This is a genomic window from Pinisolibacter aquiterrae, from assembly GCF_019160155.1.
In the GTDB taxonomy this organism is placed as follows: domain Bacteria; phylum Pseudomonadota; class Alphaproteobacteria; order Rhizobiales; family Ancalomicrobiaceae; genus Pinisolibacter; species Pinisolibacter aquiterrae.
The window spans coordinates 449,927-475,347 of the sequence record NZ_JAFNIH010000019.1 but is presented as its reverse complement, the minus strand read 5'-3'; the positions used below and the strand labels follow the sequence as shown (position 1 = coordinate 475,347).

Sequence of the window (25,421 nt, the reverse complement as noted above, 5' to 3'; positions counted from 1 at the left end):
GAGAGGCACCATGGCGAAGATCGTCGCTGGGTTGGCCACGGCCCACGGGCCTCAACTGCATACGACCCCCGAACAATGGCTGATGCGCACGGAATTCGACCGGCGCGCGCGCCATCCCTTCCGGGGCGGGGTCTACGGCTACGACGAGCTCGTGGAGCTGCGCAAGGACGAGGACCTGGCGGCCAAGTGCACGCCCGAGGCGATGGCGGAGGCGCATGCGCGCTGTCAGGCGGGCATGAAGGGGCTCGCCGACGTCTGGGCCGGGATCGACGCCGACGTCGCCGTCATCCTCGGCAACGATCAGCAGGAGATCTACGGCGACGATCTGAGCCCGGTCTTCATGGTCTATTACGGCGCGGAGATCCCGCATCACCCCTCCTCGGAGGAGGGCCGCCGGCTGCTGCCGCCGGGGATCGTCGAGGCCGAGCACGGGCACGCGCCCGACCATGCGGTCAGCCACGCCGGGCATCCGGAACTCGCCCGGCACGTCATCGCCGCGCTGATGGCGGCGGAGTTCGACGTCACCGCCTCGCCGACGCTGCCGGCGCACAATCCGAAGAACACCGGCATCAGCCATGCCTTCGGCCACGTCTATCGCAACGTGATGCGCGATCGGGTCATCCCCAACGTGCCGATCTATCAGAACACGTTCTATCCGCCGAACCAGCCGTCGGCACGCCGGGTCTACGACTTCGGCAAGACGATCGGCGACGCCATCCGCAGTTGGACGAGCGACGCGCGGGTCGCGGTCTTCGCCTCGGGCGGCATGACCCATTTCGCCATCGACGAAGCCTTCGACCGGCGCTTCGTCCGGGCGCTGGCGGAGAAGGACGCCGACTTCCTGCGCGGGCTGCCGCTCTCGGACCTCCAGGCGGGAACCTCCGAACTGAAGACCTGGATCACCCTCGCCGGCGTGCTCGAGGCGGAGACGACCCGGTTGCACGAGATCGGCTACATCCCCTGCTACCGCACCCCAGCCGGCACCGGCACCGCCCAGGGCATGTACTGGTGGCAGGTCGACTGAGGCGGACGGCCGATCCCGTCCGACCCGAATTGATCCGACCCGACGCGGGACGATCGCCCGCGCGACATTCGAAATCCTGTTGGAGCGAACCCGATGACCGACGTGAATCTGGAGCGTCTGAAGAAACTCGACTGCGCGACCCTTTCGGACGCCATGGACAAGCTCGGCATCGAGGGCGTGTGCCGGGGCATCAAGCCGCGCGATCAGAAGGTGAGCATGGCCGGCCGCGCCTTCACCATCCTCTATGGTCCGATCGATCCGGTCGCGCCGGGTACCGTCGGCGACTACATCGACGATCTCGCGCCCGGCACCGTGGTGGTGCTCGACAACGGCGGCCGTGAGGACTGCACCGTGTGGGGCGACATTCTGACCATGGTCGCCTCGCAGAAGGGGCTCGCCGGCACGGTCATCGACGGTCCCTGCCGCGACGTCCATCTCTGCCTCAGCCTCGGCTATCCGATCTATTCGCGCAGCTATTCGATGAAGACCGGCAAAGATCGGGTCCAGGTCGACGCGGTCCAGGTGCCGGTGAACATCGGTGACGCCCGGGTCTCGCCCGGCGATCTCCTGCGCGGCGATTCCGACGGCGTGGTGGTCCTGCCGCGCGCCCGCGAGGACGAGATCCTCGACGTCGCCGAGGCGATCGAGGTGGCGGAGGAGAAGATCCGCGAGGCGGTGCGCGCCGGCAAGACCCTGCGCGAGGCGCGCGCCGCGCTCGGCTATCACGCCCTGCAATCGAAGCCCCGCGCCTGATCGATCGGGCCCGCAGCCCCGCGATCCCATGTCCATCGCCATCGTCCGGCGGCGCCCTCGGGTTCCGCCGGCGAAGCCGTTCGCACGGCCGAAACCCGCCGATTTTCATACCTTCGCGGTCGCTCGCGGGTCGTCGCGCTCTTCCTCTTCAGATCGATTGTAAGCCTTGTTGACAATCCAAAAATAGAATGCCATTTTGAATTCAATATCGGGGAGGAAAGAACCGTGGCATCGATGCAGACCGATCCGGCTCCGGCCGCCGTTCCGCCCGGATTCGAGCGCCTTCGGGTCAAGGCGGTGATCCGCGAGACGGCCGACGCCCATTCCATCGTGTTCGAGGTTCCGGACGATCGCGCCGATCGGTTCGCCTATGCGCCCGGCCAGTTCCTGACCCTGCGGGTCGACGTCGACGGCGAGACCTGCCTGCGCTGCTATTCGCTGGCGAGCTCGCCGTCGGTCGACGCCGATCTCAAGGTGTCGATCAAGCGGGTCGCGGGCGGGCGCGTCTCCAACCGTCTGCTCGACACGGTGCAGGCCGGCGACGAGATCGTGGTGATGCCGCCGAAGGGGGTCTTCCGCCTGCGCGAAAGCGAGGCGCCGGTGGTGCTCTTCGCCGCCGGCAGCGGGATCACGCCGGTGATCTCGATCCTCAAGCAGATCCTGGTCACGACCGCGCGGCCGGTGACCCTGGTCTATGCCAATCGCGACGAGCGCTCGGTGATCTTCCGCCACGAATTGGCGGGCCTCGCCGCCCGTCATGCCGACCGTTTCACTCTCGTCCATCGCTTCGACGATCGCGAGGGGCCGCTCACGGCGGGTGCCGTCGCGGCGCAGACCAGAGTGGGGGAGGCGCAGTTCTACATGTGCGGCCCGGCGCCGTTCATGCAGATGGTCCGCAACAGCCTGCGCGACGCCGGCATCGCCGAGGAGCGGATCTTCCTTGAGAGTTTCGACGGCGAGATCGACGAGACCCCGGCGGCACCCGCCGCGACCGGCGCCGAGGCGGCCGGCGAGGATGCCGCCGCCCGCGTCGTGGTGCGTCATCACGGCGCCGATCATGCCTTCGGCGTGCGCGCGGGCGAGACGGTCCACGCCGCCGCCACGCGCCAGGGGCTCAGTCTGCCGTTCTCGTGCAAGGCCGGCTACTGCGGCCTGTGTCTCGCCCGGGTCACGTCCGGGACCGTGACGATGAAGGACAATCTCGGCGGGGTCTCCGATGCCCAGATCGCCGAGGGATGGACGCTGGCGTGTCAGGCCCAGGTGACGAGCCCCGAGGCGACGCTGGTGTTCGAGTGACTTCGGCCGAGGCCGAACGAACGGGGCGCAGCGCAGGTCTCGCCCCGACCGAATGATCCAAATGGGAGGTTGCAATGCTGTCGATCGAAGACAACGAGCTGTTGACGCGCACCGGACCGGGTACGGCGATGGGCGATCTGTTCCGCCGGTTCTGGCTGCCGGTCGCGCTCTCCAAGGAGGTCGGGCCGACCGAGAAGGGTCCGACCAAGGTCACCGTCCTCGGCGAGAAGCTGATCGCCTTCCGCAACAAGGACAATACCGTCGGTCTGGTCGACGCGCGCTGTCCCCACCGCCTCGCCAATCTCTATTGGGGCCGCAACGAGGGGGACGGCCTGCGCTGCGTCTACCACGGCTGGAAGTTCGACAAGGAGGGCAACTGCCTCGATCAGCCGGCGGAGTCCGAGGAGACCTGCTTCAAGCAGCACGTCAAGCTCAAGGCCTATCCGACCCACGAGGTCGCCGGCGCGATCTGGGCCTACATGGGCCCGGCCGACAAGAAGCCGCCGTTCCCCGAGTTCGAATTCACCCTGGTGCCGAGCGACCACGTCTACGCCTCCAAGCGCCTCCAGCTCTGCAACTGGCTGCAGAACCTCGAGGGCGAGCTCGACACCGCCCACGTCCAGCAGCTCCATCAGCACGAGGTCGTGCCCGGCTCGATGGTGGCGCTGGCGCCGCGCTACGAGATCAAGGACACCGGCTTCGGCATGCTGATGATCGCCAAGCGCGAGGGCAAGGACGGGACCCCGCACGCGGGCAAGATCAACTGGCGCATGACCCCCTACATCATGCCGTCGGGGACGCTGATCCCGCAGACGCCGGAACGTCCGCAGCATCTCACCTTCGCGGTGCCGATCGACGACGTGACGATGATGGGCTACACGGTCTCGTGGCGCGCCGACCGGCCGATCACCGGCGAGGACATGCGCCGCTTCACCGAGGACGACATCCTGCATCTGCGGGTCGACCCGGAGACCTTCCTGCCGGTCGCCAACATCCACAACGACTATCTGATCGATCGCAAGTCGCAGGCGACCGAGACCATGACCGGCATTCCCGGCCTGCGTCTCCAGGACGTGGCGGTGCAGGAGGATCAGGACGGCCCGATCGCGCCGCGCCATCTCGAGAAGCTCGGGTCGACCGACCTCGCCATCGTGATGATGCGCCGCAAGCTGCTCACGACCGTGAAGGGTCTGCAGAACGGTCAGGAACCTCCCCAGCCGAGCGACTCGGAGAGCTTCAAGTGCCGTTCGGTCTTCGCCGAGGTGAGCTCCGATCTCAGTTGGCAGGACGTCTTCAAGAGCGTGCAGCCGGCCGGCAGCAAAGTCGCGCTTGAAGCCTGAACCGAGACGCGTTGTAGTTCACGGGCGGCCGGTCGGGGATCTCCTCGGCCGGCCGTTCGAAAGGTCGGCCGTGACATCCATCGTCGAGACACCCATCAAGAAGCGCGGCCAGAGCAGCATCGACGTCGCCGAGGCGATCCGCCAGGCGATCCGGGCGGGGGAGCTCCTGCCGGGGATGCAGCTGAAACAGGCCGATTGGGCGCTGCGTCTCGGGGTCAGCCGGGTTCCGGTCCGCGAAGCCCTGGGCATGCTCGAGTCCGAGGGGCTCGCCGCGCACGAGCCGCATCAGGGCTATTTCGTCGCCGTCCTCAGCGAGGGCGAGATCGAGCAGATCTATCTGCTGCGCCGCCTGCTCGACCGCGAGATCGCGGCGGCGCTGGCGTGGCCGGAGGAGGCCGCGCTCGACGGATTGAAGGCGATCTACGCGACCGCCGAGGCCGCCCTCGAGGCGGGCGACGTCGGCGCCTGGCTCGCCTGCAACGACCGTTTCATGCTCGCCGTCTATCGGCTCTGCCCGCTCGACATCGTCGTCGGCGAGGCGATCAAACTGTGGCGCCGGAGCGAGACGGTCCGCTCGGGCCGGGTCCGGCACGATTGGCATCATCTCAGCCGCGAGGCGATCCGGCTCTCGCTCGGGCGCATCCTGACGCTGGTCGAGACGCGCGATCGCGCCGGCCTGAAGGCGGCCCTCGGACGCCTCACGCAAGTCCGGCGGTCGCCGGGGGCGGGGGCCTGAGGGCAAGGGCTCGTGGGCGAGACGGCGTGAGCACGAGAGCGGTGGGCCGACGCGCCCACCCGCGCCGGTCAGCCGTTCGGTTTCGGAATCCGGCTCTCCGGGGCGCCGAGGCGCAGCGACAACTGGATCGCCTCGCGCTGGATCACCCGGGAGATCTGCTTCACCGCCTTGGCGGTGAAGCGCGTCTTGGGGCCGCTGGCGTTGAGCGCGCCGATCAGCTTGCCGCCGACGCCGAACACCGGCGCCGCGACCGCCGCCATGTCGGGATGGCGCTCGCCGGCGGAGGTGAAGATCAGGGCGTCGGCGTCGGTCGCGCTCTCGAGCCCGTTCGCGAAGGCGATCAGGGCCTTGCCGCTGGCGCCCTTGAGCGGCAGCGTGTCGCCGACGCGGATGTGGTCGCGGATGAGCTGGGGCGTCTCGACCCGGAACAGGCAGACGCGCGCCTCGCCCTCGGCGACGTAGAAGGTCGCGCTCTCGTCGATCTCGGCGACCACCGTCTCCAGAACCGGCATCACGTAGGACTGGAGATTGAAGGATTCGCGATAGACGGCGGCGAGCTCGGCGAGCTTCGGGCCGAGGTGGTAGCTGCCGGTGTCGAGCCGCCGGATGTAGCCGAAGCCTTCGAGCGATTCGAGCAGGCGCAGCACGGTGCTCTTGTAGAGACCCGTCGCCTCGGCGATCTCCTTCAGAGAAAGCACGCCGCTCGTCTGGCGAAACGCATCGAGGATCAGGAGGGCACGGTTGACCGCCGCGACCCCGCCAGTCTTGCCACTGTCTTCATTCATGGGGCGACGGTCCGGTAGCCGAGTTCTTCAGCCCCGATCTCATATCCAAAATTCACCGACGGGTCTATCGCGGAGAAATCACGCCCTCGACCCGCAGGGCCTCGATCGCCTCCGCGGTCAGGCCGAGACCCTCGAGGATCTCGGTGGTGTGCTCGCCGAGGCGGGGCGGGGCGGTGCGGGCGGTCGGCTCGCCCTCGGCGAGACGGTAGCCGGCGCGGGTCACGCGCATGGTGGCGCCGGTCTCGCCGGGGACGGGGATCTCCTGAATGAGGCGTCGTTCCGCGATCTGCGGGTGGGAGAGGACGGCGGGAATGTCGAGGACCGGGCCGGCCGGGATGCCGGCCGCGGTCAGCGCCTCGACCCAATGGGCGACGCTCGCGCCGGCGAGGCCGGCGTTGATCTCGACGTTGAGGGCGGCGCGATGGCGCTTGCGCAGCTCGCGCTCGCAGAAGCGGGGGTCGGCGACCAGATCCTCGCGGCCGAGCAGGCCGCAGAGCGCGACGAAATGCTCGTCCTTGTTGGCGGCGATGTTGAGCGGGCCGTCGGCGGCGACGAAGGTGCCGGAGGGCGCGGCGGTCATGTTCTCGTTGCCGAGCGGGGTCGGGCGGACGTGGGCGGAGAGATAGTTCGAGACGATCCAGCCCATGGTGACGATGCTCGAATCGAGCATGGAGACGTCGATGAAGCGCCCCTTGCCGGTGCGATCGCGGGCGAACAGGGCGGCCATCGTGGCGAAGGCGCCGGTGAGACCGCCGATCGTGTCGGCGACGGGGTAGCCGACCCGCAGCGGCGCGGTCTCGGGCGAGCCGGTGACGCTCATGATGCCGGCCATGCCCTGGATGATCTGGTCGTAGGCGGGGCTGTTGCGCAGCGGGCCGGCCTGACCGAAGCCGGAGATGGCGCAGTAGATCAGCTTCGGATTGATCTTGCGCAGGTCCTCCCAGCCGAGCTTCAGGCGGTCCATCACGCCGGGCCGGAAGTTCTCGACGAGCACGTCGGCGGTGGCGACCAGGGTCTCGAACACTCTGCGGCCGGCGGGCGTCTTGAGATCGAGGGCGAGCGACTTCTTGCCGGCGTTCTGGGCCTGGAACGAGGTGCCCATCAGATCGCGGTTGAGATCGGGCGCGGCGCCGAGGCGACGGGCGAGGTCGCCGCCGTCGGGGTTCTCGATCTTGATGACCTCGGCGCCGAGGAGCGCCATCTGATAGGTGGAGAACGGGCCCGACAGAACGTTGGTCAGGTCGAGAACGCGCACGCCCTGGAGCAGGTCGGCGGGTGTCTCGGCGGCGGAGGACGCGTCGGTCATGGGGCGATCCAGAAATCCGGGGAAGACTATGGTCATGATGGTTCTGTCTAATAGAACGTAATTCTGATATTTACGCGGTCGGCGCCTTCCCTGTCAAGGCGACGGCGGTCCGGCGTCTCGGCTGGGGCGGTGTGGGTGCGTGACACGGGGCGTCGGACGGCGCGCGGGGTGGGCGCGCCGCCGGTCGCGGTCGGGGTCGCGGGAGGCTCGCGCGGCCCGCGCCGGGCCGGGGGAGGGCGGCGCGGGCCGATCGCGCGCGGGTCAGCCGGCGCGCCGGATCTCGCGGAAGCGGCGCAGGCCGCCGCCGCGCATCACGGCGCCGGGGAGCGGGTGGCCGACGATGGTCTCGGCGAATTTGGCGCAATCGATCAGGGCGTCGAGATCGACGCCGGTCTCGATGCCCATCTCCTCGCACATGAAGACGAGATCCTCGGTGCAGACGTTGCCGGCGGCGCCGGCGTGGCCGGCGAAGGGACAGCCGCCGAGGCCGGCGACGGCGGTGTCGAACATGCGCACCCCCATCTCGAGGCCGGCATAGGCGTTGGCGATCCCGAGGCCGCGCGTGTCGTGGAGATGCAGCAGCAGCGGCAGATCGGGGTGCTTCTCGCGGATGGCGCCGACGACCCGCTTCACGCGGTCCGGCGTGGCCCAGGCCATGGTGTCGCCGAGGCCCATGTGGTCGATGGTCTCGCCGTGCTCGGCGGCGATCGCCAGGAGGTCGCCGACGAGGCCGACGACACGCTCGACGGGGACGTCGCCCTCGAAGTTGCAGCCGAAGGCGGCGGTGATGAAGCCGCGCCGCACCGAGACGCCCGCGGCCTGATACATGGCGACGAGTTCGTGCTGGGCGCTCAGCTGTTGCGCCGGCACGCGGTTCTGATTGCGCTTCAGGAAGGCGGCGGAGGCGTAGAGGTTCAGCGAACCGTCGATGGTCAGCCGGTCGCGATGGCCGAGCGCGCGCTCGAAGCCGCGCTGATTGAGCCACAGGCCGGTGAAGTGGACGCCGGGACGCGGTGTGAAACCCCGGATCACGGCGTCGGCGTCGGCCATGCCGGGAACCGCCTTCGGATTGACGAAGGAGGCGACCTGGATGTGACGGAGCCCGGTCCGGGCGAGGCGGTCGACCAGCTCGATCTTGGCGGCGGTCGGGATCGCGGCGGACTCGATCTGGAATCCCTCGCGCGGGCCTTCCTCATTCAAATACACGGTCCCGGGAAGGGCGCTCATGCGGTTCTCCGTCGTCTGTCTCAGGAACGAGGGCGCCGTTCGGCACGGGGTGGGCCGGAAGGCCCGACGAGGCGGGGCCTTCCGGCGTCATGTGGGTCACATGACGCTCCGACTGGTCGGGACGTCACGGTCTCGGCGTCACACGGCGACTTCGTCGGCCTTGTAGGTGTAGAGCCAGTGGTAGCGGTCGCGGATCGGCGCCTTGCTCCACTCGCGCTCGAGGTAGCGCTGGGCCTCCTCCTCGGTGCGCAGTTCCTTGCTGTGGAAGCGGTCGGTGTTGTCGCGGGCGCCGAGGACCATCTTGCGGGTGCGCTCGACGCGGGCCTCCTCGTAGCGCTTCAGGGCGCCCGGCAGATCGTCCGGCAGGGCCTCCAGGCAACGGGCGAGGACGACGCCGTCCTCGATCGCCATCACCGCGCCCTGGGCGAGGAAGGGCAGGGTCGGATGGCAGGCGTCGCCGAGGAGCGTGACCCGCCCCTTGGTCCAGGCCGGCATCGGATCGCGCACCATCAGGGCCCATTTGAAGAGCTTCGGCGCCACCCGGATCACCGCGTGGACGTCCGCGTGCCAGCCGGCGAAGTCGGCGGCGCATTCCTCGGCGGTGCCGACGATGTTCCAGGCCTCCTCGCGCCAATCGTCGCGATCGATCGTGGCGACGAAGTTGAGGAGCTTGCCGCCGCGCAGCGGATAGGTGACGACGTGGCCGCCCGGTCCGATCCAGGTGTTGCCGACCATCGCCTGGAGATGGGCGGGCAGCAGCTCCATCGGCACGACGCCGCGCCAGGTCACCATGCCGGAGAAGACCGGATTGTCGACGCCCCAGGTCTGGGTGCGGATCGCGGAGCGGACGCCGTCGGCGCCGATCAGGGCGCGGCCGCGCGCGGTCGTGCCGTCCTCGAGGGTCAGGGTGACGCCGTCCTCGTCCTGGACGTAGCCGACGGCGCGCTTGCCGAGGCGGATCGCATCGGGATCGATGGCGCGGACGCCGGCGACCAGCACGTCGAGGAGGTCGGGGCGATAGACGGTGAGATAGGGATAGCCGTAATCGGCCATCACGGTCTCGCCGAGGTCGAACATCGGCCAAGCGGTGCCGTTGTTCCACAGGCGGAACTGCTTCTTCTCCGGCTTGCAGGAGAGGGCCGCGAGATCGTGGAACACGCCGAGCGTGTCGAGCGCGCGGGCGCCGTTCGGGCTGATCTGGACACCGGCCCCGACCTCGGCCAGCGCCGGGGCCTGCTCATAGACCTCGACGGCATGGCCCTTCTTCAGCAGCGCCAGCGCCGCGGCGGCCCCACCGATGCCGCCACCGGCGATCAGGATCGGGTTCTTCTCGGACATGTTCTTTCCCTCGGTTGAGGCCGGGTTCCGGGCGGTTCAGAGGATCTCCTCGCGCAGCCATCCCAGCTTTTCGTAGATCGGTCGGTCGGTGACGCGCAGCAGCACCGCGTCGTCGTCGGCGACATGGCGAAAGGCGCGCCAGGCCGGCACCGCCAGGACGTCGCCGCGCGACCACGGCAGGACGGTGTCGCCCACCTCGGTCCGGCCGCTGCCCTCGACGACGGCGAAGACGGAATTGGCGGTCGTCCGCATGCGCCGCGTCGACCCCTTCGCCAGGCGCTGCATGAAGAGGCGCACGGTCGCCATGGCGGGATCGCCGAATTCGGTCTGCGCGGCGCACATGCCACCGGCGTCGTCGGTGCTCGCGTCGAGCGCGGCGACCGTATCGGTCCAGCGGAAGGCGATCGGAGCGGTCTCGACGTCGCGCGGATCGGCCTCGATTCCGTCGGGATGCTGTTCGAAGAACATCGGCTCGAGCAGATGGACCGTCGGCACGTCGAGGAAGTCGAGCCAGTAGCAATCCTCTTCGCCGACGTTCTCGTGGGAATGCCAGCACCAGTTCGGCGTCAGCAACACGTCGCCGGGACGCATCTCCACGCGCTTCCCGTCGACCGTGGTGTAGGTGCCGCGGCCGTCGAGGATCAGGCGCAGGGCGTTGGGCGTGTGGCGATGCGAGCGCGCCACCTCGCCGGGACGGATCATCTGATAGGCCGCGACCAGGGTGCGGACGGTGGCGTAGCGATTGCCCTCGACCGGGTTGCGCATGGTCAGATTGCGGCGCTCGGCATGTTCGGTGCTGACGAGATCGCGCGCGACGTCGAGGATCGGGCGAACCTCGGCGTAGTGCCAGGCGTGGGGGAGGAAGTTCTCCGCGGGCGTGCGCCACAGCGCCGGGAACCGGCGGTGCCAGCCGCCCTCCATGTGGAGACCGTCGAAGGCGGCATAGAGCTCGTCGAGGGTTCTCGGTGTGGTCATCGCTCGGCTCAGGCCTTCTTCACCAGTTGATAGGGTTCCTCGAACATCGAGGCGCGTCCGCCGGTGCCCTGGACGACGTCGACGATCATCTCGCCGCAGTGGTCGATCTCGATGCGGATCTTGTTGCCCGCGACGACGGGACCGACCCCTTCCGGGGTGCCGGTGGCGATGATGTCGCCGGGGTACAGGGTCATGACGGCCGAGGCCATCTCGATCATACCGGGGATGTCGAGCACCAGATCCTTGGTGTTGGCATCCTGCCGCAGCTCCTCGTCGACCCAGAGGCGCATGCGCAGGGCGGTCGGGTCGGGAACCTCGTCGGCCGTGGTGATCCAGGGGCCGACCGGGCAGAAGGTGTCGTAGGCCTTGCGTGCGACGCGCTCCTCGCGGCCGCGCACCACCATGTCGAGCAGGCAGGCGTAGCCGAAGACGTAGTCCTTCCAGTCGGCGCGGGCGACGTTGCGGGCGGTCTTGCCGATGACGATGCCGAGCTCGCTCTCGTGATGGACCTCACGGCCGGGAAGATCCGGCAGGACCACGGGCTCGCCGGCGCCCGACAGCGACGAATTGGGCTTCAGGAAGAAGCCCTGGTTGGTGGCGCGATAGCCGGCCCCCATCTCGGCGCCGTGGGCGTGATAGTTGACGGGGAAGGCGACGACCTTGTTCGGCCAGGGAATCGGCGTCAGAAGCTTCACCTGCGAGACCGGAACGGGCGTGCCCTCGGCCGCCGCGCGCTCCAACGCCGGGCGGAGCCGGTCGAAATCGGCGACGAGGCGGGTCGGGTCGATCGGCGGCCAGGCGAGGGGATCGACGCCGGCCGCGTCGGTCACGTCCACGATGCCCCCGGCGGTGACGACGCCGATGCGTCCATTGTCGTAACGAGCGAGTCTCACGGCTTCACCATAATTCTGTTAGATAGAACGACGTTCTTTTTTCAGAATAAGCCCGGCGATCCGGTCTTGTCAACACCGACGATGGCCCGTGGCGCAGGTGCGCGACGGCGAAGGCGAGGTCGGCGCGCGGGCGCGGGCGATGGCTCGCCGCCGGAGCGGGCCCGCGTCCTCCGGTGTGGGCGGTGGGGTGGCGGGCGAAAGAGAAGAGCTCGGCGGGAGGGCCCGCCGAGCTCGAGGCGCTTCGCTGGGAGACGCGCTCAGAAATCGCGCTGGACGCGGAAGAAGGCGACCAGACCGTCGCCGTCCGGAAGGACGGCGCGATCGATGCGGCGATATTCGAGAGCGGCGGTGAAGGACAGGTCGGCGACCGGCTTCCAGCGCATCGAGCCCTGGAGGTCGATCTGATCGAAGTCGGCGAAGGCCGAGCCGGCCGGCGCGTCGTAGCGCAGGTAGGAGCCGCCGATCGACGAGGACAGGGTCTTCGTCCAATTGTGGTTGTAGCCGCCGGCGACCGACCAGGCGGTCGACTGCAGCAGCTGGCCGCCGGTGAACTCGAAGTCCTGGAAGGGGGTGTTGGCGGTCCACACGCCGGCGGCGACGTAGCCGAGCGCGCCCTTGCCCCAGGCCGCCTGCAGGCCGACGATGTCGCCCGCGCCGAGCATCGGCACCAGCACCTTGACGCCACCGCCGACGGCGTAGCCGAGCTTGCTCTCGTTGACGGCGGCATTGCCGTTGTCGTCGTGCAGGACGCCCATGATCTGGGCCGAGCCCCAGGCCTGCTTGATCGCGACGTTGGCGACGAGATCCGGGGTCTTGACGCCGCCGTAGGGGCCGCTCATGCGGCGGAAGCCGGCGGTCAGGCTGGAGGCGGGCTCGTTGGAGGTGCCGGCGTCCTCGAGCGACAGCGAGGCGGAGATGCCGTTGCCGAAGCCGAAGGTGTAGGCGATCAGGTTCACTTCCGAGAAGGCGGCCGAGGCGAGCTGGAAGGAATCGGTGACGCCGATGCCGGCGGTGAAGAAGTCGAAGAACGACTGGGCGCGGCCGGCGGTCAGGCCGCCGAACTGCACGAAGGCCTTGCGCAGCGAGGTCTCGGTGGTGGCCTGGGCAGTGTTCTGAGTGATCCAGATGTCGACGAAGGAGCGCAGCAGGCCCATTTCGGTGTTGGTGCGGGCGTCGATGGTGAGATTGACGCGGGCGCGGGTGGCGATCGCGCGCTGATTGCGCGGGCTCCAGCCGTAGACGGCGGGCAGCGCGATGTTCTCGCGGCTCTGCGTCAGGGCGCGGAACTCGGCACGGACGAAGCCGCCGATCCGCAGGCAGGTCTCGGTGCCGGGGATGTAGAAGTAACCGGCACCGTAGGCGTCGCAGACCTTCACGTATTCGGCCGCGGCGGGCGCCTTGCGGGCGAGATCGGCGGCCGACACGGCGCCCGTCCCTGTGAGAACGGCCGCTGCCGCCAGTGCTGACACGTATTTCATCATTCCCCCCTTTTCGGACGTCGACGAGACGCCGCCGTCTCGCGACGGTCGTCTCCCCTCTCCCTCTTTCCGCCGTTCGATCGCATGCGACCGAGGGCGGTTGCCGACTCGGCGTCCCGACGTTTTGTTTCTGCCGTGCGCTCGCTCGGAAACATTAAAATAGAACGCAGTTCTAAATCACCTCGAGGGGACGATGATGTCAAGAGCAAAGGGTGTCGTTGCGTGAGGACGCGAATTTCCTCCGTCGGAGGGTGTCGGGAGGGGGAAAAACGGTGGATCGGAAGGGCAAGCGGCGGGGGACGATGAGGGTTGGAGCATCGCGGTGTGGCGCGGGCCCCGGGCAAAACCGGCCGCACGATCGCGAAAATCGTCGTCGAGACGCGCGCCGAGGCGGCGGGCCGGACCGGCGTCACGGCCCGTGAGGCCTGCGGGCGGTCCGGGCCGAGCGTACTGGGAAGTAATGACGACGCGGCCGCCGCGTGGCGGAGCAGCGTCCGGTTGAACGACGGCCGGCGGGAGATTCGGCGCGAGGAGGAACGAGCGGACGTCGACGCGGCAATGGCGGCGTGGCGACGATCTCGACTTCTTGAAAGGGCTTCGATCCGGGATCGAGGAGGTGGTGGTGGGCGTGACAGGGATCGAACCTGTGACCCCTACGATGTCAACGTAGTGCTCTCCCGCTGAGCTACACGCCCGGAACCACCGGCGCCGCTCATCGGGATCGAGCGGCGAGGGGGTCTATAACGAGGTTTGATCGGTCCCGCAAGTGCCGAGACCCGTGCCCTGTGGAAAGTTCTCACCGCGACCGGGCGAGGCCCGCGTCGCGCCGCTCAGGCGGCGAGCAGCTTCTCGACTTCGCGGACGAGATCGCGCAGGTGGAAGGGCTTCGACAGGACCTTGGCGTCCTTGGGGGCCTGGCTGTCGGGGTTGAGCGCGACGGCGGCGAAGCCGGTGATGAACATCACCTTGAGGTCGGGGTCGAGCTGGGTCGCGCGGCGGGCCAGTTCGATGCCGTCCATCTCGGGCATCACGATGTCGGTCAGGAGGAGGGTGAAGGGCTCCTCGCGCAGGCGTTCGTAGGCGCTGCGGCCGTTGTCGTAGGACACCACGTCATAACCGGCGTTGACCAACGCCTTGGCCAGAAACCGGCGCATGTCGTTGTCGTCCTCGGCGAGAATGATGCGCGCCATCGGGTCCATGTCGTATCTTCCAACTCTCGGTGAACTTCGTTCCGACATTTGGAACGATCGCGGTAAACATCCGGTGAAATCGGGCCGGGTCGCTCCGATCGAGACGGCGCGGTCCGCGTCTCCGGCGCGCCATTGTGGACAGGATCGCGGCGGAAAGGCAAATTGTTCGGATGGGCTCGCGCGCGGGCGCCACGGCGCGAGACCGGACGAGGAGGCGGGGGCGTGAAGATCATTCGTGACTTCGTCGAACACCCGCCGTTCGAACTGGTTCTGCCGGAGCGGATCCGGGCGCCGTTCCTGATCGATTCGCCGCACAGCGGCTCGGCCTATCCGGACGCGTTCCTGCGCGCGACCCGGCTCGACGCCACCGCGATCCGCCGGTCGGAGGACGCCTTCGTCGACGAATTGTGCGCCGGGGCGGTCGATCACGGACTGGTGCTGATGCGGGCGCATTTCCCGCGCGCCTATCTCGACGTCAATCGCGAGGCGCTCGAACTCGACCCCAAGATGTTCACGGGGGCGTTGCCGCGCGGCGCCAACACTCATTCGCCTCGGGTGATCGGCGGGCTCGGCACGATCCCGCGCATCGTCTCCGAGCGCGACGAGATCTATGGCGGGCCGATCCCGATCGAGGAGGGGCTCGCCCGAATCGAGGCGTTGCATCGGCCCTATCACGACACGCTCGGGCGGACGCTCGAGCGGATCCGCGATCGGTTCGGCCTCGCCGTCCTGATCGACTGCCATTCGATGCCCTCGATCGCCCGGCCGGCGATCGGCGACCCGCGCGCCGAGGTGATCCTCGGCGACCGCAACGGCACAAGCTGCGATCCGCGCCTCACCGACGTGGTCTCGGCGCTGTTCCGGGGCGCGGGCTATCGGGTGGCGCGCAACAAGCCCTATGCGGGCGGTCACATCACCGAATATTTCGGACGGCCGGCGGAGGGGATCCACGCCCTGCAGATCGAGATGTCGCGGGCGCTCTACATGAACGAGGCGCGACTGACCAAGACCGCCGGCTTCACCCGGCTGGAGCGGGATCTGGCGCGCATCTTCGGTGATTTGGCGAGCGGATGGGGGGCGATCTTCGATCGCGACACGCTGGCGGCGGAGTGAGGCCGGCGCACGCCGATGCCCCGGTTGCGTCGCAGCAAAAAAAACGGGCCGCGCGCTGAGAGCGGCGGCCCGAAAGTGGTATCAGGGAGGAAACGCCCGAGAAGGGCACACGATCCGTCGCGAGGCGACCGACCGCGATGCAATAAATATTATATTGCGCTGCAATAAAGTCAAGGGGCAGGACGCCCATTTTATTCGACTTTGGTTCAGATTCTCGACCGGCCGCCGATGCGACGTCGGCGCCGTGCGGTCGGGCTTGCATTGCGGCGGCGCTCGACGCATGGCTTGGGGCGACCCAGCCACCGCCGAGGATCGCCCGTCATGACCGAACTCCGCCCCTCCGAGGACCTCGTCGCCTTTCTCGATCGGCTCGCCGATGCGGCCGGGGCGGCGATCCTGCCGCATTTCCGATCGCGGTTGGCGGTGGAGAACAAGTTGGGCGGGGCCGCCTTCGATCCGGTGACGGTGGCGGACCGGGCGGCGGAGGCGGCGATGCGGACGCTGATCGGCGCCCATCATCCCGACCATGGCATTCTCGGCGAGGAATACGGCTCCGAGCGACTCGACGCCGAGCACGTCTGGGTGCTCGACCCGATCGACGGGACGCGCGCCTTCATCTCGGGTCTGCCGGTGTGGGGGACACTGATCGGCCTGACGCGCGGCGGCACGCCGACCCTCGGCATGATGGCGCAACCCTTCACCGGCGAGCGCTACGTCGGCGACGGGCGGCGGGCGTGGTATCGTGGGCCGGACGGCGATCGGGCTCTGACGACGCGGACCTGCGGGGGCCTCGAAGACGCGGTGCTCTTCACCACCTCGCCGCATCTCTTCGAGGGCGAGGAGCGGACGGCCTACGACCGGGTGGAATCACGAGTTCGGCTGGCGCGTTACGGGGTCGACTGTTACGCCTATTGCATGGTCGCCGCCGGCTTCGTCGACGTGGTGATCGAGTCCGGGCTCCAGCCCTACGACATCGTCGCGCTGATCCCGGTCGTCGAGGGGGCCGGCGGCGCCGTCACCTCCTGGACCGGCGGCAGCGCCGCCGAGGGCGGGCGCGTCGTCGCCTCTGGCGACGCCCGCATCCACGACGCCGTGCTGCGCCTCCTCGCCCTCGGCGACTGAGGCTTCGGGCGCGGCGGTCTCGGGTTCGATTTCCGGTTCGACGACGGGCGCGGGTTCGGCGACAGGCTTCGGCTCGTCGGCGGTTTCGAGTGCCGGCTCGGCGGCGAGCGGCGTCGCGGGCGGGGTCTCCGCTTCCGTCTCCGCCTGTGCCTCGGGTTCGAACGCCGGCGCCGGGACGACGGTCGGCTCCTGCACGGGCGTCGGCGCGGGCGGGGCGAGGGGATCGCCGCCGGGCACGAAGGCGTCGAAGGCGGCCCAGAACTGCTCGCGGTAGCGATCGCGTTCCTGCAACAGTTCGTGGCGGGCGCCCGGCACCGTCACCAGCTCGGTGGAGCGGGTGGCGACGACGAAACGCTCGATCGCGTCGTTGGAGACCACCCGATCGGCGCCGCAGGCGAAGACGAGCGTCGGCAGGCGCCAGCGATCGAGGGCGTCGGGGCGGAAGACCTCGTCCATCGTGTCGAAGGCGCCGGCGAGCCAGCCGATCGACGGCGAGCCGATGACGACTTGCGGACAGTCCCAGGCGAGCGTCGCGCCGCGGGCGTGACGAGCGGGGTCGGAGGTCAGGCGATTGACGGCGAAGGGTGTCGTCAGCATCGAGGTGGCGCCGCCGCCGGGCACGAAGCTTCGTCCCATGCCGAGGCCGCGCAGGAAGCGGGAGAGGCGGCGGGCGCCGGCTTCGGGCACGCCGAAGTCGCCGAGGCCGAGGAAGGGCGCGACGGCCACCACGCGGCGGACGGCGCCGGAGAGGCGGGCGGCGTTGGCGACGGCGACGAGGGCGCCGGTGGAATGGGCGAGGAGGAAGAGGGGCGCCGGCAGATCGGCGACCACCTCGCGCAGGATCACGTCGAGATCGAAATCATAGGTTCCGAAATGGCGGACATGGCCCATGCGCGGGTGCTTGGCCAGGCGTTCCGAGCCGCCCTGGCCGCGCCAGTCGAAGGCGGCGACGGCGAAGCCGCGCACCTGGAGATCGCGCACGGTCTCGAACCAGCGCTCGATGAATTCGGCGCGGCCCTGGAGGATCAGCACGGTGCCGCGCGCGGTCGGCGCAAGCGGCGGGAAGGTCGCCCAGCGCAGGGCGACGCCGTCGGCCGCGGCGATCGTTCCGACGCGGGCGCCGGGCGGCACCGGATTGTCGGGGAGATCGAAGAGGCGCGCGAGGGCCGGCATCTCGTGTCACTCCTTGGCGGCCCGCGCGAGGGGCGGTCGCGGGTGGCGGCGTCGATGCCTCGGACATAGCGCGGGGGCGGGCGTCCCACAACCGAGCCGGCGCGCGAAGCCGGCGGAAACGCGCGATTCGTGGCGGCGAGAAATTCGTGACGACGGCCCTTGAAAGCTCTCGTCCGCCTTCCCAGATCTTCGACATGGACGCCGCAAGGGTCCATGAAGAAATCGCCCCCTTCGGCGGTGCCACCAACGAGGCGTTCGCGCCTCCGGGCCGCGCGCGGGGAAGACGGCGAATTTCTCACCGATGTCGCTCGACTTCAAGGAGGACATGTCATGCGTGTCGATTTCTCTCCCCTCTATCGTTCCACGGTCGGTTTCGACCGTCTCTTCTCGCTGATGGACAATCTCGGCGCCGCGGAAGCTTCGCAGCCGAGTTATCCGCCCTACAACATCGAGCGGACCGGCGACGACGCCTATCGCATCACCATGGCCGTGGCCGGCTTCGGTGAGGGCGAGCTGTCGATCGAGGTCAAGGAGAACGCTCTCTCGGTGAAGGGCGAGAAGGTCCAACAGGAGGCCTCCGGCGAATTCCTCTATCGAGGCATCGCCGCGCGCAGCTTCGAACGCCGCTTCCAGCTCGCCGATCACATGATCGTACAGGGCGCGCGGCTCGAGAACGGGCTGCTGCACATCGAACTCGTCCGGGAGATCCCCGAGACGCTGAAGTCGCGTCGCATTCCGATCACCCAGGCCGCCTCGCGCGGCACGATCGAGGCCTCCCCCGCCTCGCCGTCGATCGAATCGACGCCGACGGTCGCCGCCGCCTGACGGCCGCGACCCGCCGATCGGGTTCCTCCGTCCCCCCGAGGAGCCCGCTCGGCGCCAGAGCCCCGATCGCCCCCGGTCGGTTTTCGAGCGTGCCCCGTCGTCCACCCCCAGGGACGGCGGGGCATCGCCTTTTTTGGGGTCCGCGTGCGTCGGGCGGTTTGTCAGGGCGATCACGAGGCGGTAGACGTACGCCCCGCGAACATGTTCGGCCTCGCGCCCGGCCTCGGTCGGCGGCGGGCCTCAGAGAGACATAGGTCCGTGATCCGTCACATCGTCTTCTTCACCGTCGCCGATCCCGCCGACCGTGCCACGGTGGAGGCGGGGCTCAGGCTCCTGGAGAGCAACCCGCACGCCCTGCGTCTGGAGATCCGGCCCAATCTGAAGGGCGATTCGTGGTCGACCGAGGTCGACTTCGTGGTCTATGGCGAATTCGCCGACGCGGCCGCGCTCGCCGCCTACAAGGCGCATCCGATCTACGAGGACGCGATCCGCCGGGTCCGGCCCTTGCGCGATCTCAGGATCGCCGCCGACTTCGAGCTCGATTGAGCCTCAGGCGAGGGCGCGGGCGAGGTCGGCGATCTCCTCGGACGTCGTCGCGAAACTGGTGACGAAGCGCCACAGTTTCTCGCCGTCGCGGGGACGATCCTCGGGCGCGAGCGCCGCCACCGACCAATCGTAGAAACGAGCCCCGGCGGCGCGCAGCCGTTCGGCCGTCGCCTCGTCCATGAAGACGAAGACCTCGTTGGCCTCCGGCGCCCAGGCGAGGCGGGCGCGCGGCGAGGCGGCGATCGTTTCCGCGAGAGCATCGGCCATGGCGTTGGCATGGGTGGCGAGGGCGAGCCAATGGCCGCCGTCGAGCCAGGCGTCGAACTGCGCGGTGATCAGACGATGTTTGGAGACGAGCTGGCCGGCGCGCTTGCGCAGATAAGCGATCGTGTCGCGGCGCGCGGGGTCGAAGGCGACGATCGCCTCGGCCATCAGGCAGCCGCCCTTGGTGCCGCCGAAGGACATCAGATCGACGCCGGCCTTCCAGGTGGCTTCCGCCGGGGTGCAGCCGAGGCGGGCGATCGCATTGGCGAAACGGGCACCGTCGAGGTGCACCGCGAGCCGATGCGCCCGGGCGACCTCGCAGAGGGCGGCGGTCTCGGCCGGCCGGTAGACGAGGCCGTATTCGTTGGGCGAGGTCAGCGACAGAACCGAGAGTTCGCCGTGATGGAGCCCGCGCGGGATCTCTTCGAGGCGCCGGGCGAGATCGGCGGCGCCGAGCTTTCCGCGCGCGCCGGGAAGACGGATCGTGCGGGTGCCGGCGAAGAACTCCGGAGCGCCGCATTCGTCGACCGCCAGATGTGCCTCCTCGTGGGCGACGACCGCGCCCCAGGGTGGGGCGAGGGCGGCGATCGACAGCGCGTTGGCGGCGGTGCCGGTGGCGACCGTCAGCACCGCGACCTCACGTTCGAAGAGTTCGGAGATCCGCGCCTCGAGCCGGCGGGTGGCGTCGTCGGTGCCGTAGGCGGGACGGGCACCCGAGCGACCGGCGGCGAGGAGGGCGGCGAGGACGGGCTCGGAGGCACCGGCCCAATTGTCGGACGAGAAGATCATGGCGGCGACCTTGGCACCGCGCGGGCCGCGGAGCAAGGGCGTGGGGAAGGGGCGTGCGACGGAGGGCGGGCCGCTCGTGCGGAAGACGCGCGAGGTGTCGCTGCGTGACCGTAATTCGCGCCGATCGTGTGCGGTTGCCCAGCATTTGCTCAGAGTGGCGAGAGGTGCGGCATGGCGCGCATGCGGGTCGACTTGCGAGGACTCCGGTTTTCTGCCATCTTCCGACTGTGAGAAATAGGACAGTGTTGTTGACCTATCTCTCCAGGGGGCGAGAAAATCGGCTGTTTTCAGTCACTTCTCACTCTTTCTCGGCAGGGGCTCAGCTCGTTTCCGAGGGTCTTCGAGATCGATTTTCGGACTCGGCCCGAGGTTTGCGAGCGGTGACGTCCCGAAACCCGGCCCGCGCCGGTCGCCTCTCCCGCCGGTCGGCGGCGGGGGCGAGCGTCGACGGGCCACCCTTGTCGCCGACGTCGCGAGACGTCGCTCAAAGCGAGGATGGATCCCAATGGAACGGATCTCGTCGGAAGAACTCCAGGGCCGCCCGGCCGACGCCGTCTCGACCGAGGTCGCGACCACGGCGACCGCGCTGCCGCCCGCGCAAGGCATGTTCGATCCGGCCGAGACCCGCGACGCCTGCGGCGTCGGCTTCGTCGCCGACATCAAGGGGCGCAAGACCCACGGGATCGTCAAGGACGCGCTCTACGTGCTCGAGAACCTCGAGCATCGCGGCGCGGTCGGCGCCGATCCGCTGATGGGCGACGGCGCCGGCATCCTGGTGCAGATCCCGCACGCCTTCTTCTCCGAGGAATGCGCGAAGCTCGGCTTCACCCTGCCGGAGGCCGGCCACTACGCCATCGGTCAGCTGTTCCTGCCGCGCGATCAGGCCGAGCGCGAGCGCGCCGTCGCCATCGTCGAGCGTTCGATCAAGGCGGAGGGTCTGGCGATCCTCGGCTGGCGCGACGTTCCGGTCGACAATTCCAAGCTCTCCGAAGGCGTCAAGGCGACCGAGCCGGTCCATGCCCAGGTGTTCGTCGGCTGCGCCGGCACCCAGGTCGACACGGAAGCCTTCGAGCGGCGCATCTACATCGCCCGCAAGCTCCTCTCCGGCGACGTCTACGAGGCCGACTGGAACGGAGCCACCAAGCGCGATCTCGACAGCTTCTACGTGGTCAGCTTCTCGAGCCGCACCATCGTCTACAAGGGCATGTTCCTGAGCTATCAGGTCGGCGCCTATTATCTCGACCTGCACGACGAGCGCTTCGTCTCGGCGCTGGCGCTGGTGCATCAGCGCTTCTCGACCAACACCTTCCCGTCGTGGAAGCTCGCCCATCCCTACCGGATGGTCGCCCACAACGGCGAGATCAACACGCTGCGCGGCAACGTCAACTGGATGTACGCCCGTCAGGCGACCACCACCTCGAAGCTCTTCGGCGACGAGATCGGCAAGATCTGGCCGATCTCCTACGAGGGCCAGTCCGACACCGCCTGTTTCGACAACGCGCTCGAGTTCCTGCTGCGCGGCGGCTATTCGCTGCCGCACGCGGTGATGACGCTCATCCCCGAGGCCTGGGCCGGCAACAAGGTGATGGACGACGAGCGCAAGGCCTTCTACGAGTATCACGCCGCGATCATGGAGCCGTGGGACGGCCCGGCGGCGGTGTGCTTCACCGACGGCCGCCAGATCGGCGCGACGCTCGACCGCAACGGTCTGCGTCCGGCCCGCTACATCGTCACCGACGACGACCGCGTCATCCTCGCCTCGGAATCCGGCGTGCTGCCGGTGCCGGAGGAAAAGATCGTCCAGAAGCTGCGCCTGCAGCCGGGCAAGATGCTGCTGATCGATCTCGAGGCCGGCCGCATCGTCTCCGACGAGGAGATCAAGCACTCGATCTCCACCGCGCACCCCTATGCGCAATGGATCGAGGAGACCCAGCTCGTCCTCGAGGATCTGCCGGAGGTGCCGGCGCGCGCGCCCAAGACGCTCGAGAGCCTGCTCGATCTGCAGCAGGCCTTCGGCTACACTCAGGAAGACCTCAAGCTCCTGATGCCGCCGATGGCCGTCACCGGCCAGGAGGCGATCGGCTCGATGGGTACCGACACGCCGATCTCGGCGCTGTCGGACAAGTCGAAGCTGCTCTACACCTATTTCAAGCAGAACTTCGCCCAGGTCACCAACCCGCCGATCGATCCGATCCGCGAGGAACTGGTGATGAGCCTCGTCTCCTTCATCGGGCCGCGGCCGAACCTGTTCGATCTCGAGGGCGCCGAGGCGCAGAAGCGGCTCGAGGTGCGTCAGCCGATCCTCACCAACGAGGATCTGGAGAAGATCCGCACCATCGGCGACATCGAGGGGTCGGGCTTCAAGTCGATCACCATCGACATCACCTATCCGGCCGCCAACGGCGCCTCGGGCATGCGCCCGGCGCTGGAGGCGATCTGCATCCAGGCGGAGGCCGCGGTGCGGATCTCGGCGACGGGGCAGGTCTACAACATCATCGTCCTCTCCGACCGCATGGTCGGGCGCGAGCGCATCGGCATTCCGGCGCTGCTCGCCACCGCCGCCGTGCACCATCACCTGATCCGCAAGGGCCTTCGGACCCGCGCCGGTCTGGTCGTCGAGTCGGGCGAGCCGCGCGAGATCCATCACTTCGCGCTCCTCGCCGGCTACGGCGCCGAAGCGATCAACCCCTATCTCGCCTTCGACACGCTGCTGGCGATGAAGTCTCAGTTCCCCGACGACGTCGACGAGACCGAGATCGTCTATCGCTACATCAAGTCGATCGGCAAGGGGCTGCTCAAGGTCATGTCCAAGATGGGCATCTCGACCTATCAGTCCTATTGCGGCGCGCAGATCTTCGACGCGGTCGGTCTCGAATCGAAGTTCGTGAAGCAGTATTTCTTCGGCACCGCGACCAAGATCGAGGGCATCGGTCTGGATCAGGTGGCGAAGGAGACGGTGCTGCGTCACGCCCGCGCCTTCGGCGCCGATCCGGTGCTCGCCCATGCGCTCGAGGTCGGCGGCGAATACGGCATGCGCCTGCGCGGCGAGGCCCACGTGTGGACGCCCGATGTCATCGCCGGTCTCCAGCATGCGGTGCGCGGCAATTCGTTCGAGCGCTACAAGGCCGAATTCGCCGATCCGATCGATCGTCAGAGCGAGAAGCTGACCACCATCCGTGGCCTCTTCCGCATCAAGAGCGCGGCCGAAATGGGCCGCACCCCGGTCGCTCTCGACGAGGTCGAGCCGGCGGCGGCGATCGTCCGGCGCTTCGCCACCGGCGCGATGTCCTTCGGCTCGATCAGCCGCGAGGCCCACACCACGCTCGCCATCGCGATGAACCGCATCGGCGGCCGCTCCAACACGGGTGAGGGCGGCGAGGAGGCGGATCGCTTCGTGCGGCTTCCCAACGGCGACAGCCTGCGCTCGGCGATCAAGCAGGTGGCCTCGGGCCGCTTCGGCGTCACCACCGAATATCTGGTCAACTCCGACCAGATGCAGATCAAGGTCGCTCAGGGCGCCAAGCCCGGCGAGGGCGGTCAGTTGCCCGGCCACAAGGTCGACGCGGTCATCGCCAAGGTGCGTCACGCCACGCCGGGCGTCGGCCTGATCTCGCCGCCGCCGCATCACGACATCTATTCGATCGAGGATCTGGCCCAGCTGATCTTCGACCTGAAGAACGTCAACCCGACGGCCGAGGTCTCGGTCAAGCTCGTCTCGGAGGTCGGCGTCGGCACCGTCGCCGCCGGCGTCGCCAAGGCGCGCGCCGACCACATCACCATCTCCGGCTTCGAGGGTGGCACCGGCGCCTCGCCGCTGACCTCGATCAAGCATGCCGGTTCGCCCTGGGAGATGGGTCTCGCCGAGACCCATCAGACCCTGGTGGTGAACAAGCTGCGCTCGCGTGTCGCGCTCCAGGTCGACGGCGGTCTCCGGACCGGCCGCGACGTGATCATCGGCGCTCTCCTGGGCGCGGACGAATTCGGCTTCGCCACGGCGCCGCTGATCGCGGCGGGCTGTCTGATGATGCGCAAGTGTCATCTCAACACCTGTCCCGTCGGCATCGCCACCCAGGATCCGGTGCTCCGGAAGCGCTTCAAGGGCACGCCCGAACACGTCATCAACTACTTCTTCTTCGTCGCCGAGGAAGTGCGTCGGATGATGGCGGAGCTGGGCTTCACCAAGTTCGAGGAGATGATCGGCCGCTCCGACCTGCTCGACAAGCAGGGGACGATCGATCACTGGAAGGCCAAGGGGCTCGACTTCTCCAAGCTGTTCTTCATGCCGAAGGCCGCGCCGGAGGAGATCCGCCACACCGCCGTCCAGAACCATCCGATCGATACCGTGCTCGACCGCAAGCTGATCGCCGAGGCGATGCCGGCGCTCGAGGCCAAGACCCCGGTGCGCATCGAGACCAAGGTCATCAACGTCGATCGCTCGGTCGGCGCGATGCTCTCGGGCGAGGTCGCCAAGCGTTGGGGCCATGCCGGTCTGCCGGAAGACACGATCCACGTGACCCTCACCGGCACGGCGGGTCAGTCGTTCGGTGCCTGGGCGGCGCGGGGCGTCACGCTGGAGCTGATCGGCGACGGCAACGACTACGTCGGCAAGGGTCTTTCGGGCGGCCGTCTGGTGGTCAAGCCGAACCCGGCCTCGAAGATCGTGCCGGAGAGCTCGATCATCGTCGGCAACACCGTGCTCTACGGCGCGGTGGAGGGCGAGTGCTACTTCCGGGGTCTCGCCGGTGAACGCTTCGCCGTGCGCAACTCCGGCGCCATCGCCGTCGTCGAGGGCGTGGGCGACCACGGCTGCGAATACATGACCGGCGGTGTCGTGGTGGTGCTCGGTCCGACCGGCCGCAACTTCGGCGCGGGCATGTCGGGCGGCGTCGCCTATGTGCTCGACGAGGACGGCGCCTTCTCGAGCCGCGTCAACCTCGCCATGGTCGATCTCGAGCCGGTGCCGGAAGAGGACATCCTGCTCGAGGAGCTGCACCATCACGGTGGCGATCTCGACTTCAAGGGTCGGGTCGACATCTCCGGCGACATGACGCGGCACGACGACGAGCGGCTGTGGCAGCTCATCTCCAGCCATCTCCACTGGACCGGCTCGGCCCGCGCCAAGGAGATCCTGGAGCACTGGGAGACCTTCCGGCCCAAGTTCGTGAAGGTCATGCCGGTCGAATACAAGAAGGCGCTCGAGGCCATGCAGGCCCAGCGCCAGGCGGCGGAGTGATCCTCGGATCGCGCC

The 25,421-nt window shown here is 68.6% G+C and carries 19 protein-coding genes, 1 tRNA gene and 1 pseudogene; 10 read left to right on the top strand and 11 right to left on the bottom strand.

What is annotated here, in order from left to right; genetic code table 11:
- Positions 1-10 precede the first annotated feature (10 nt).
- From J3S89_RS06480 to J3S89_RS06460, 5 genes are all read left to right on the top strand, one after another.
- Positions 11-1,024, top strand: coding sequence for a DODA-type extradiol aromatic ring-opening family dioxygenase (locus J3S89_RS06480; RefSeq protein WP_217926647.1), 1,014 nt, complete (start codon positions 11-13; stop codon positions 1,022-1,024).
- A gap of 93 nt (positions 1,025-1,117) precedes the next feature.
- Positions 1,118-1,777 (top strand): RraA family protein, encoded by a 660-nt coding sequence (locus J3S89_RS06475; RefSeq protein ID WP_217926646.1) that lies wholly within the window; start codon positions 1,118-1,120, stop codon positions 1,775-1,777.
- A 234-nt stretch (positions 1,778-2,011) separates the two neighbouring features.
- Positions 2,012-3,073 (top strand): ferredoxin--NADP reductase, encoded by a 1,062-nt coding sequence (locus J3S89_RS06470; RefSeq protein ID WP_230489034.1) that lies wholly within the window; start codon positions 2,012-2,014, stop codon positions 3,071-3,073.
- Between the two features lie 74 nt (positions 3,074-3,147).
- Positions 3,148-4,413 (top strand): Rieske 2Fe-2S domain-containing protein, encoded by a 1,266-nt coding sequence (locus J3S89_RS06465; protein ID WP_217926644.1) that lies wholly within the window; start codon positions 3,148-3,150, stop codon positions 4,411-4,413.
- Between the two features lie 70 nt (positions 4,414-4,483).
- Positions 4,484-5,149 carry a GntR family transcriptional regulator gene (locus J3S89_RS06460; RefSeq protein WP_217926643.1) on the top strand — a complete coding sequence of 222 codons (666 nt, stop codon included), beginning with the start codon at positions 4,484-4,486 and terminating at the stop codon, positions 5,147-5,149.
- A gap of 68 nt (positions 5,150-5,217) precedes the next feature.
- On the opposite strand, the gene J3S89_RS06455 is transcribed toward J3S89_RS06460, so the two are convergent.
- The 9 genes from J3S89_RS06455 to cpdR all read right to left on the bottom strand — a co-directional run bounded on the left by J3S89_RS06455 (position 5,218) and on the right by cpdR (position 14,341).
- Positions 5,218-5,934, bottom strand: coding sequence for an IclR family transcriptional regulator (locus J3S89_RS06455; protein WP_217926642.1), 717 nt, complete (start codon positions 5,932-5,934; stop codon positions 5,218-5,220).
- A 64-nt stretch (positions 5,935-5,998) separates the two neighbouring features.
- Complete coding sequence (locus J3S89_RS06450) at positions 5,999-7,240, bottom strand: CaiB/BaiF CoA transferase family protein (RefSeq protein WP_217926641.1); 1,242 nt, start codon at positions 7,238-7,240, stop codon at positions 5,999-6,001.
- A gap of 261 nt (positions 7,241-7,501) precedes the next feature.
- Positions 7,502-8,467: a hydroxymethylglutaryl-CoA lyase gene (locus J3S89_RS06445; RefSeq protein WP_217926640.1), complete on the bottom strand. Its 966-nt coding sequence runs from the start codon at positions 8,465-8,467 to the stop codon at positions 7,502-7,504.
- A 138-nt stretch (positions 8,468-8,605) separates the two neighbouring features.
- Complete coding sequence (locus J3S89_RS06440) at positions 8,606-9,805, bottom strand: FAD-dependent monooxygenase (protein ID WP_217926639.1); 1,200 nt, start codon at positions 9,803-9,805, stop codon at positions 8,606-8,608.
- A gap of 36 nt (positions 9,806-9,841) precedes the next feature.
- A complete protein-coding gene (locus tag J3S89_RS06435; RefSeq protein WP_217926638.1) occupies positions 9,842-10,780 on the bottom strand; it encodes a cupin domain-containing protein in 939 nt (312 codons plus the stop codon).
- 8 nt (positions 10,781-10,788) lie between these two features.
- Positions 10,789-11,673 (bottom strand): fumarylacetoacetate hydrolase family protein, encoded by an 885-nt coding sequence (locus tag J3S89_RS06430; RefSeq protein WP_217926637.1) that lies wholly within the window; start codon positions 11,671-11,673, stop codon positions 10,789-10,791.
- Positions 11,674-11,930: 257 nt separating this feature from the next.
- Positions 11,931-13,154 (bottom strand): porin, encoded by a 1,224-nt coding sequence (locus J3S89_RS06425; RefSeq protein ID WP_217926636.1) that lies wholly within the window; start codon positions 13,152-13,154, stop codon positions 11,931-11,933.
- Positions 13,155-13,771: 617 nt separating this feature from the next.
- Positions 13,772-13,846 (bottom strand) — tRNA-Val (locus J3S89_RS06420).
- A gap of 135 nt (positions 13,847-13,981) precedes the next feature.
- Positions 13,982-14,341, bottom strand: a complete 360-nt coding sequence (gene cpdR, locus J3S89_RS06415; protein ID WP_217926842.1) for a cell cycle two-component system response regulator CpdR — start codon at positions 14,339-14,341, stop codon at positions 13,982-13,984.
- Between the two features lie 222 nt (positions 14,342-14,563).
- Between cpdR and J3S89_RS06410 the strand changes: the two genes are divergently transcribed.
- On the top strand, positions 14,564-15,454 hold the full coding sequence (locus J3S89_RS06410; RefSeq protein ID WP_230489029.1) for an N-formylglutamate amidohydrolase: 891 nt from the start codon (positions 14,564-14,566) through the stop codon (positions 15,452-15,454).
- Between the two features lie 321 nt (positions 15,455-15,775).
- A complete protein-coding gene (gene hisN / locus J3S89_RS06405; RefSeq protein WP_217926635.1) occupies positions 15,776-16,576 on the top strand; it encodes a histidinol-phosphatase in 801 nt (266 codons plus the stop codon).
- Between the two features lie 288 nt (positions 16,577-16,864).
- Here hisN and J3S89_RS06400 read toward each other — a convergent pair.
- A pseudogene (locus tag J3S89_RS06400) lies at positions 16,865-17,749 on the bottom strand (alpha/beta fold hydrolase); the annotation flags it as partial.
- Positions 17,750-18,079: 330 nt separating this feature from the next.
- On the opposite strand from J3S89_RS06400, the gene J3S89_RS06395 reads away from it, so the two are divergent.
- Together J3S89_RS06395 and J3S89_RS06390 are read left to right on the top strand one after the other, a co-directional pair.
- The gene (locus J3S89_RS06395) at positions 18,080-18,574 is read left to right on the top strand and encodes an Hsp20 family protein (RefSeq protein ID WP_217926634.1); all 495 of its coding nucleotides are present in this window, start codon (positions 18,080-18,082) and stop codon (positions 18,572-18,574) included.
- Between the two features lie 258 nt (positions 18,575-18,832).
- On the top strand, positions 18,833-19,120 hold the full coding sequence (locus J3S89_RS06390; protein WP_217926633.1) for a Dabb family protein: 288 nt from the start codon (positions 18,833-18,835) through the stop codon (positions 19,118-19,120).
- Positions 19,121-19,123: 3 nt separating this feature from the next.
- Here J3S89_RS06390 and J3S89_RS06385 read toward each other — a convergent pair whose 3' ends face one another.
- Complete coding sequence (locus J3S89_RS06385) at positions 19,124-20,173, bottom strand: threonine aldolase family protein (RefSeq protein WP_217926632.1); 1,050 nt, start codon at positions 20,171-20,173, stop codon at positions 19,124-19,126.
- Positions 20,174-20,678: 505 nt separating this feature from the next.
- On the opposite strand from J3S89_RS06385, the gene gltB reads away from it, so the two are divergent.
- Complete coding sequence (gene gltB, locus J3S89_RS06380) at positions 20,679-25,406, top strand: glutamate synthase large subunit (protein ID WP_217926631.1); 4,728 nt, start codon at positions 20,679-20,681, stop codon at positions 25,404-25,406.
- Positions 25,407-25,421: the final 15 nt, after the last annotated feature.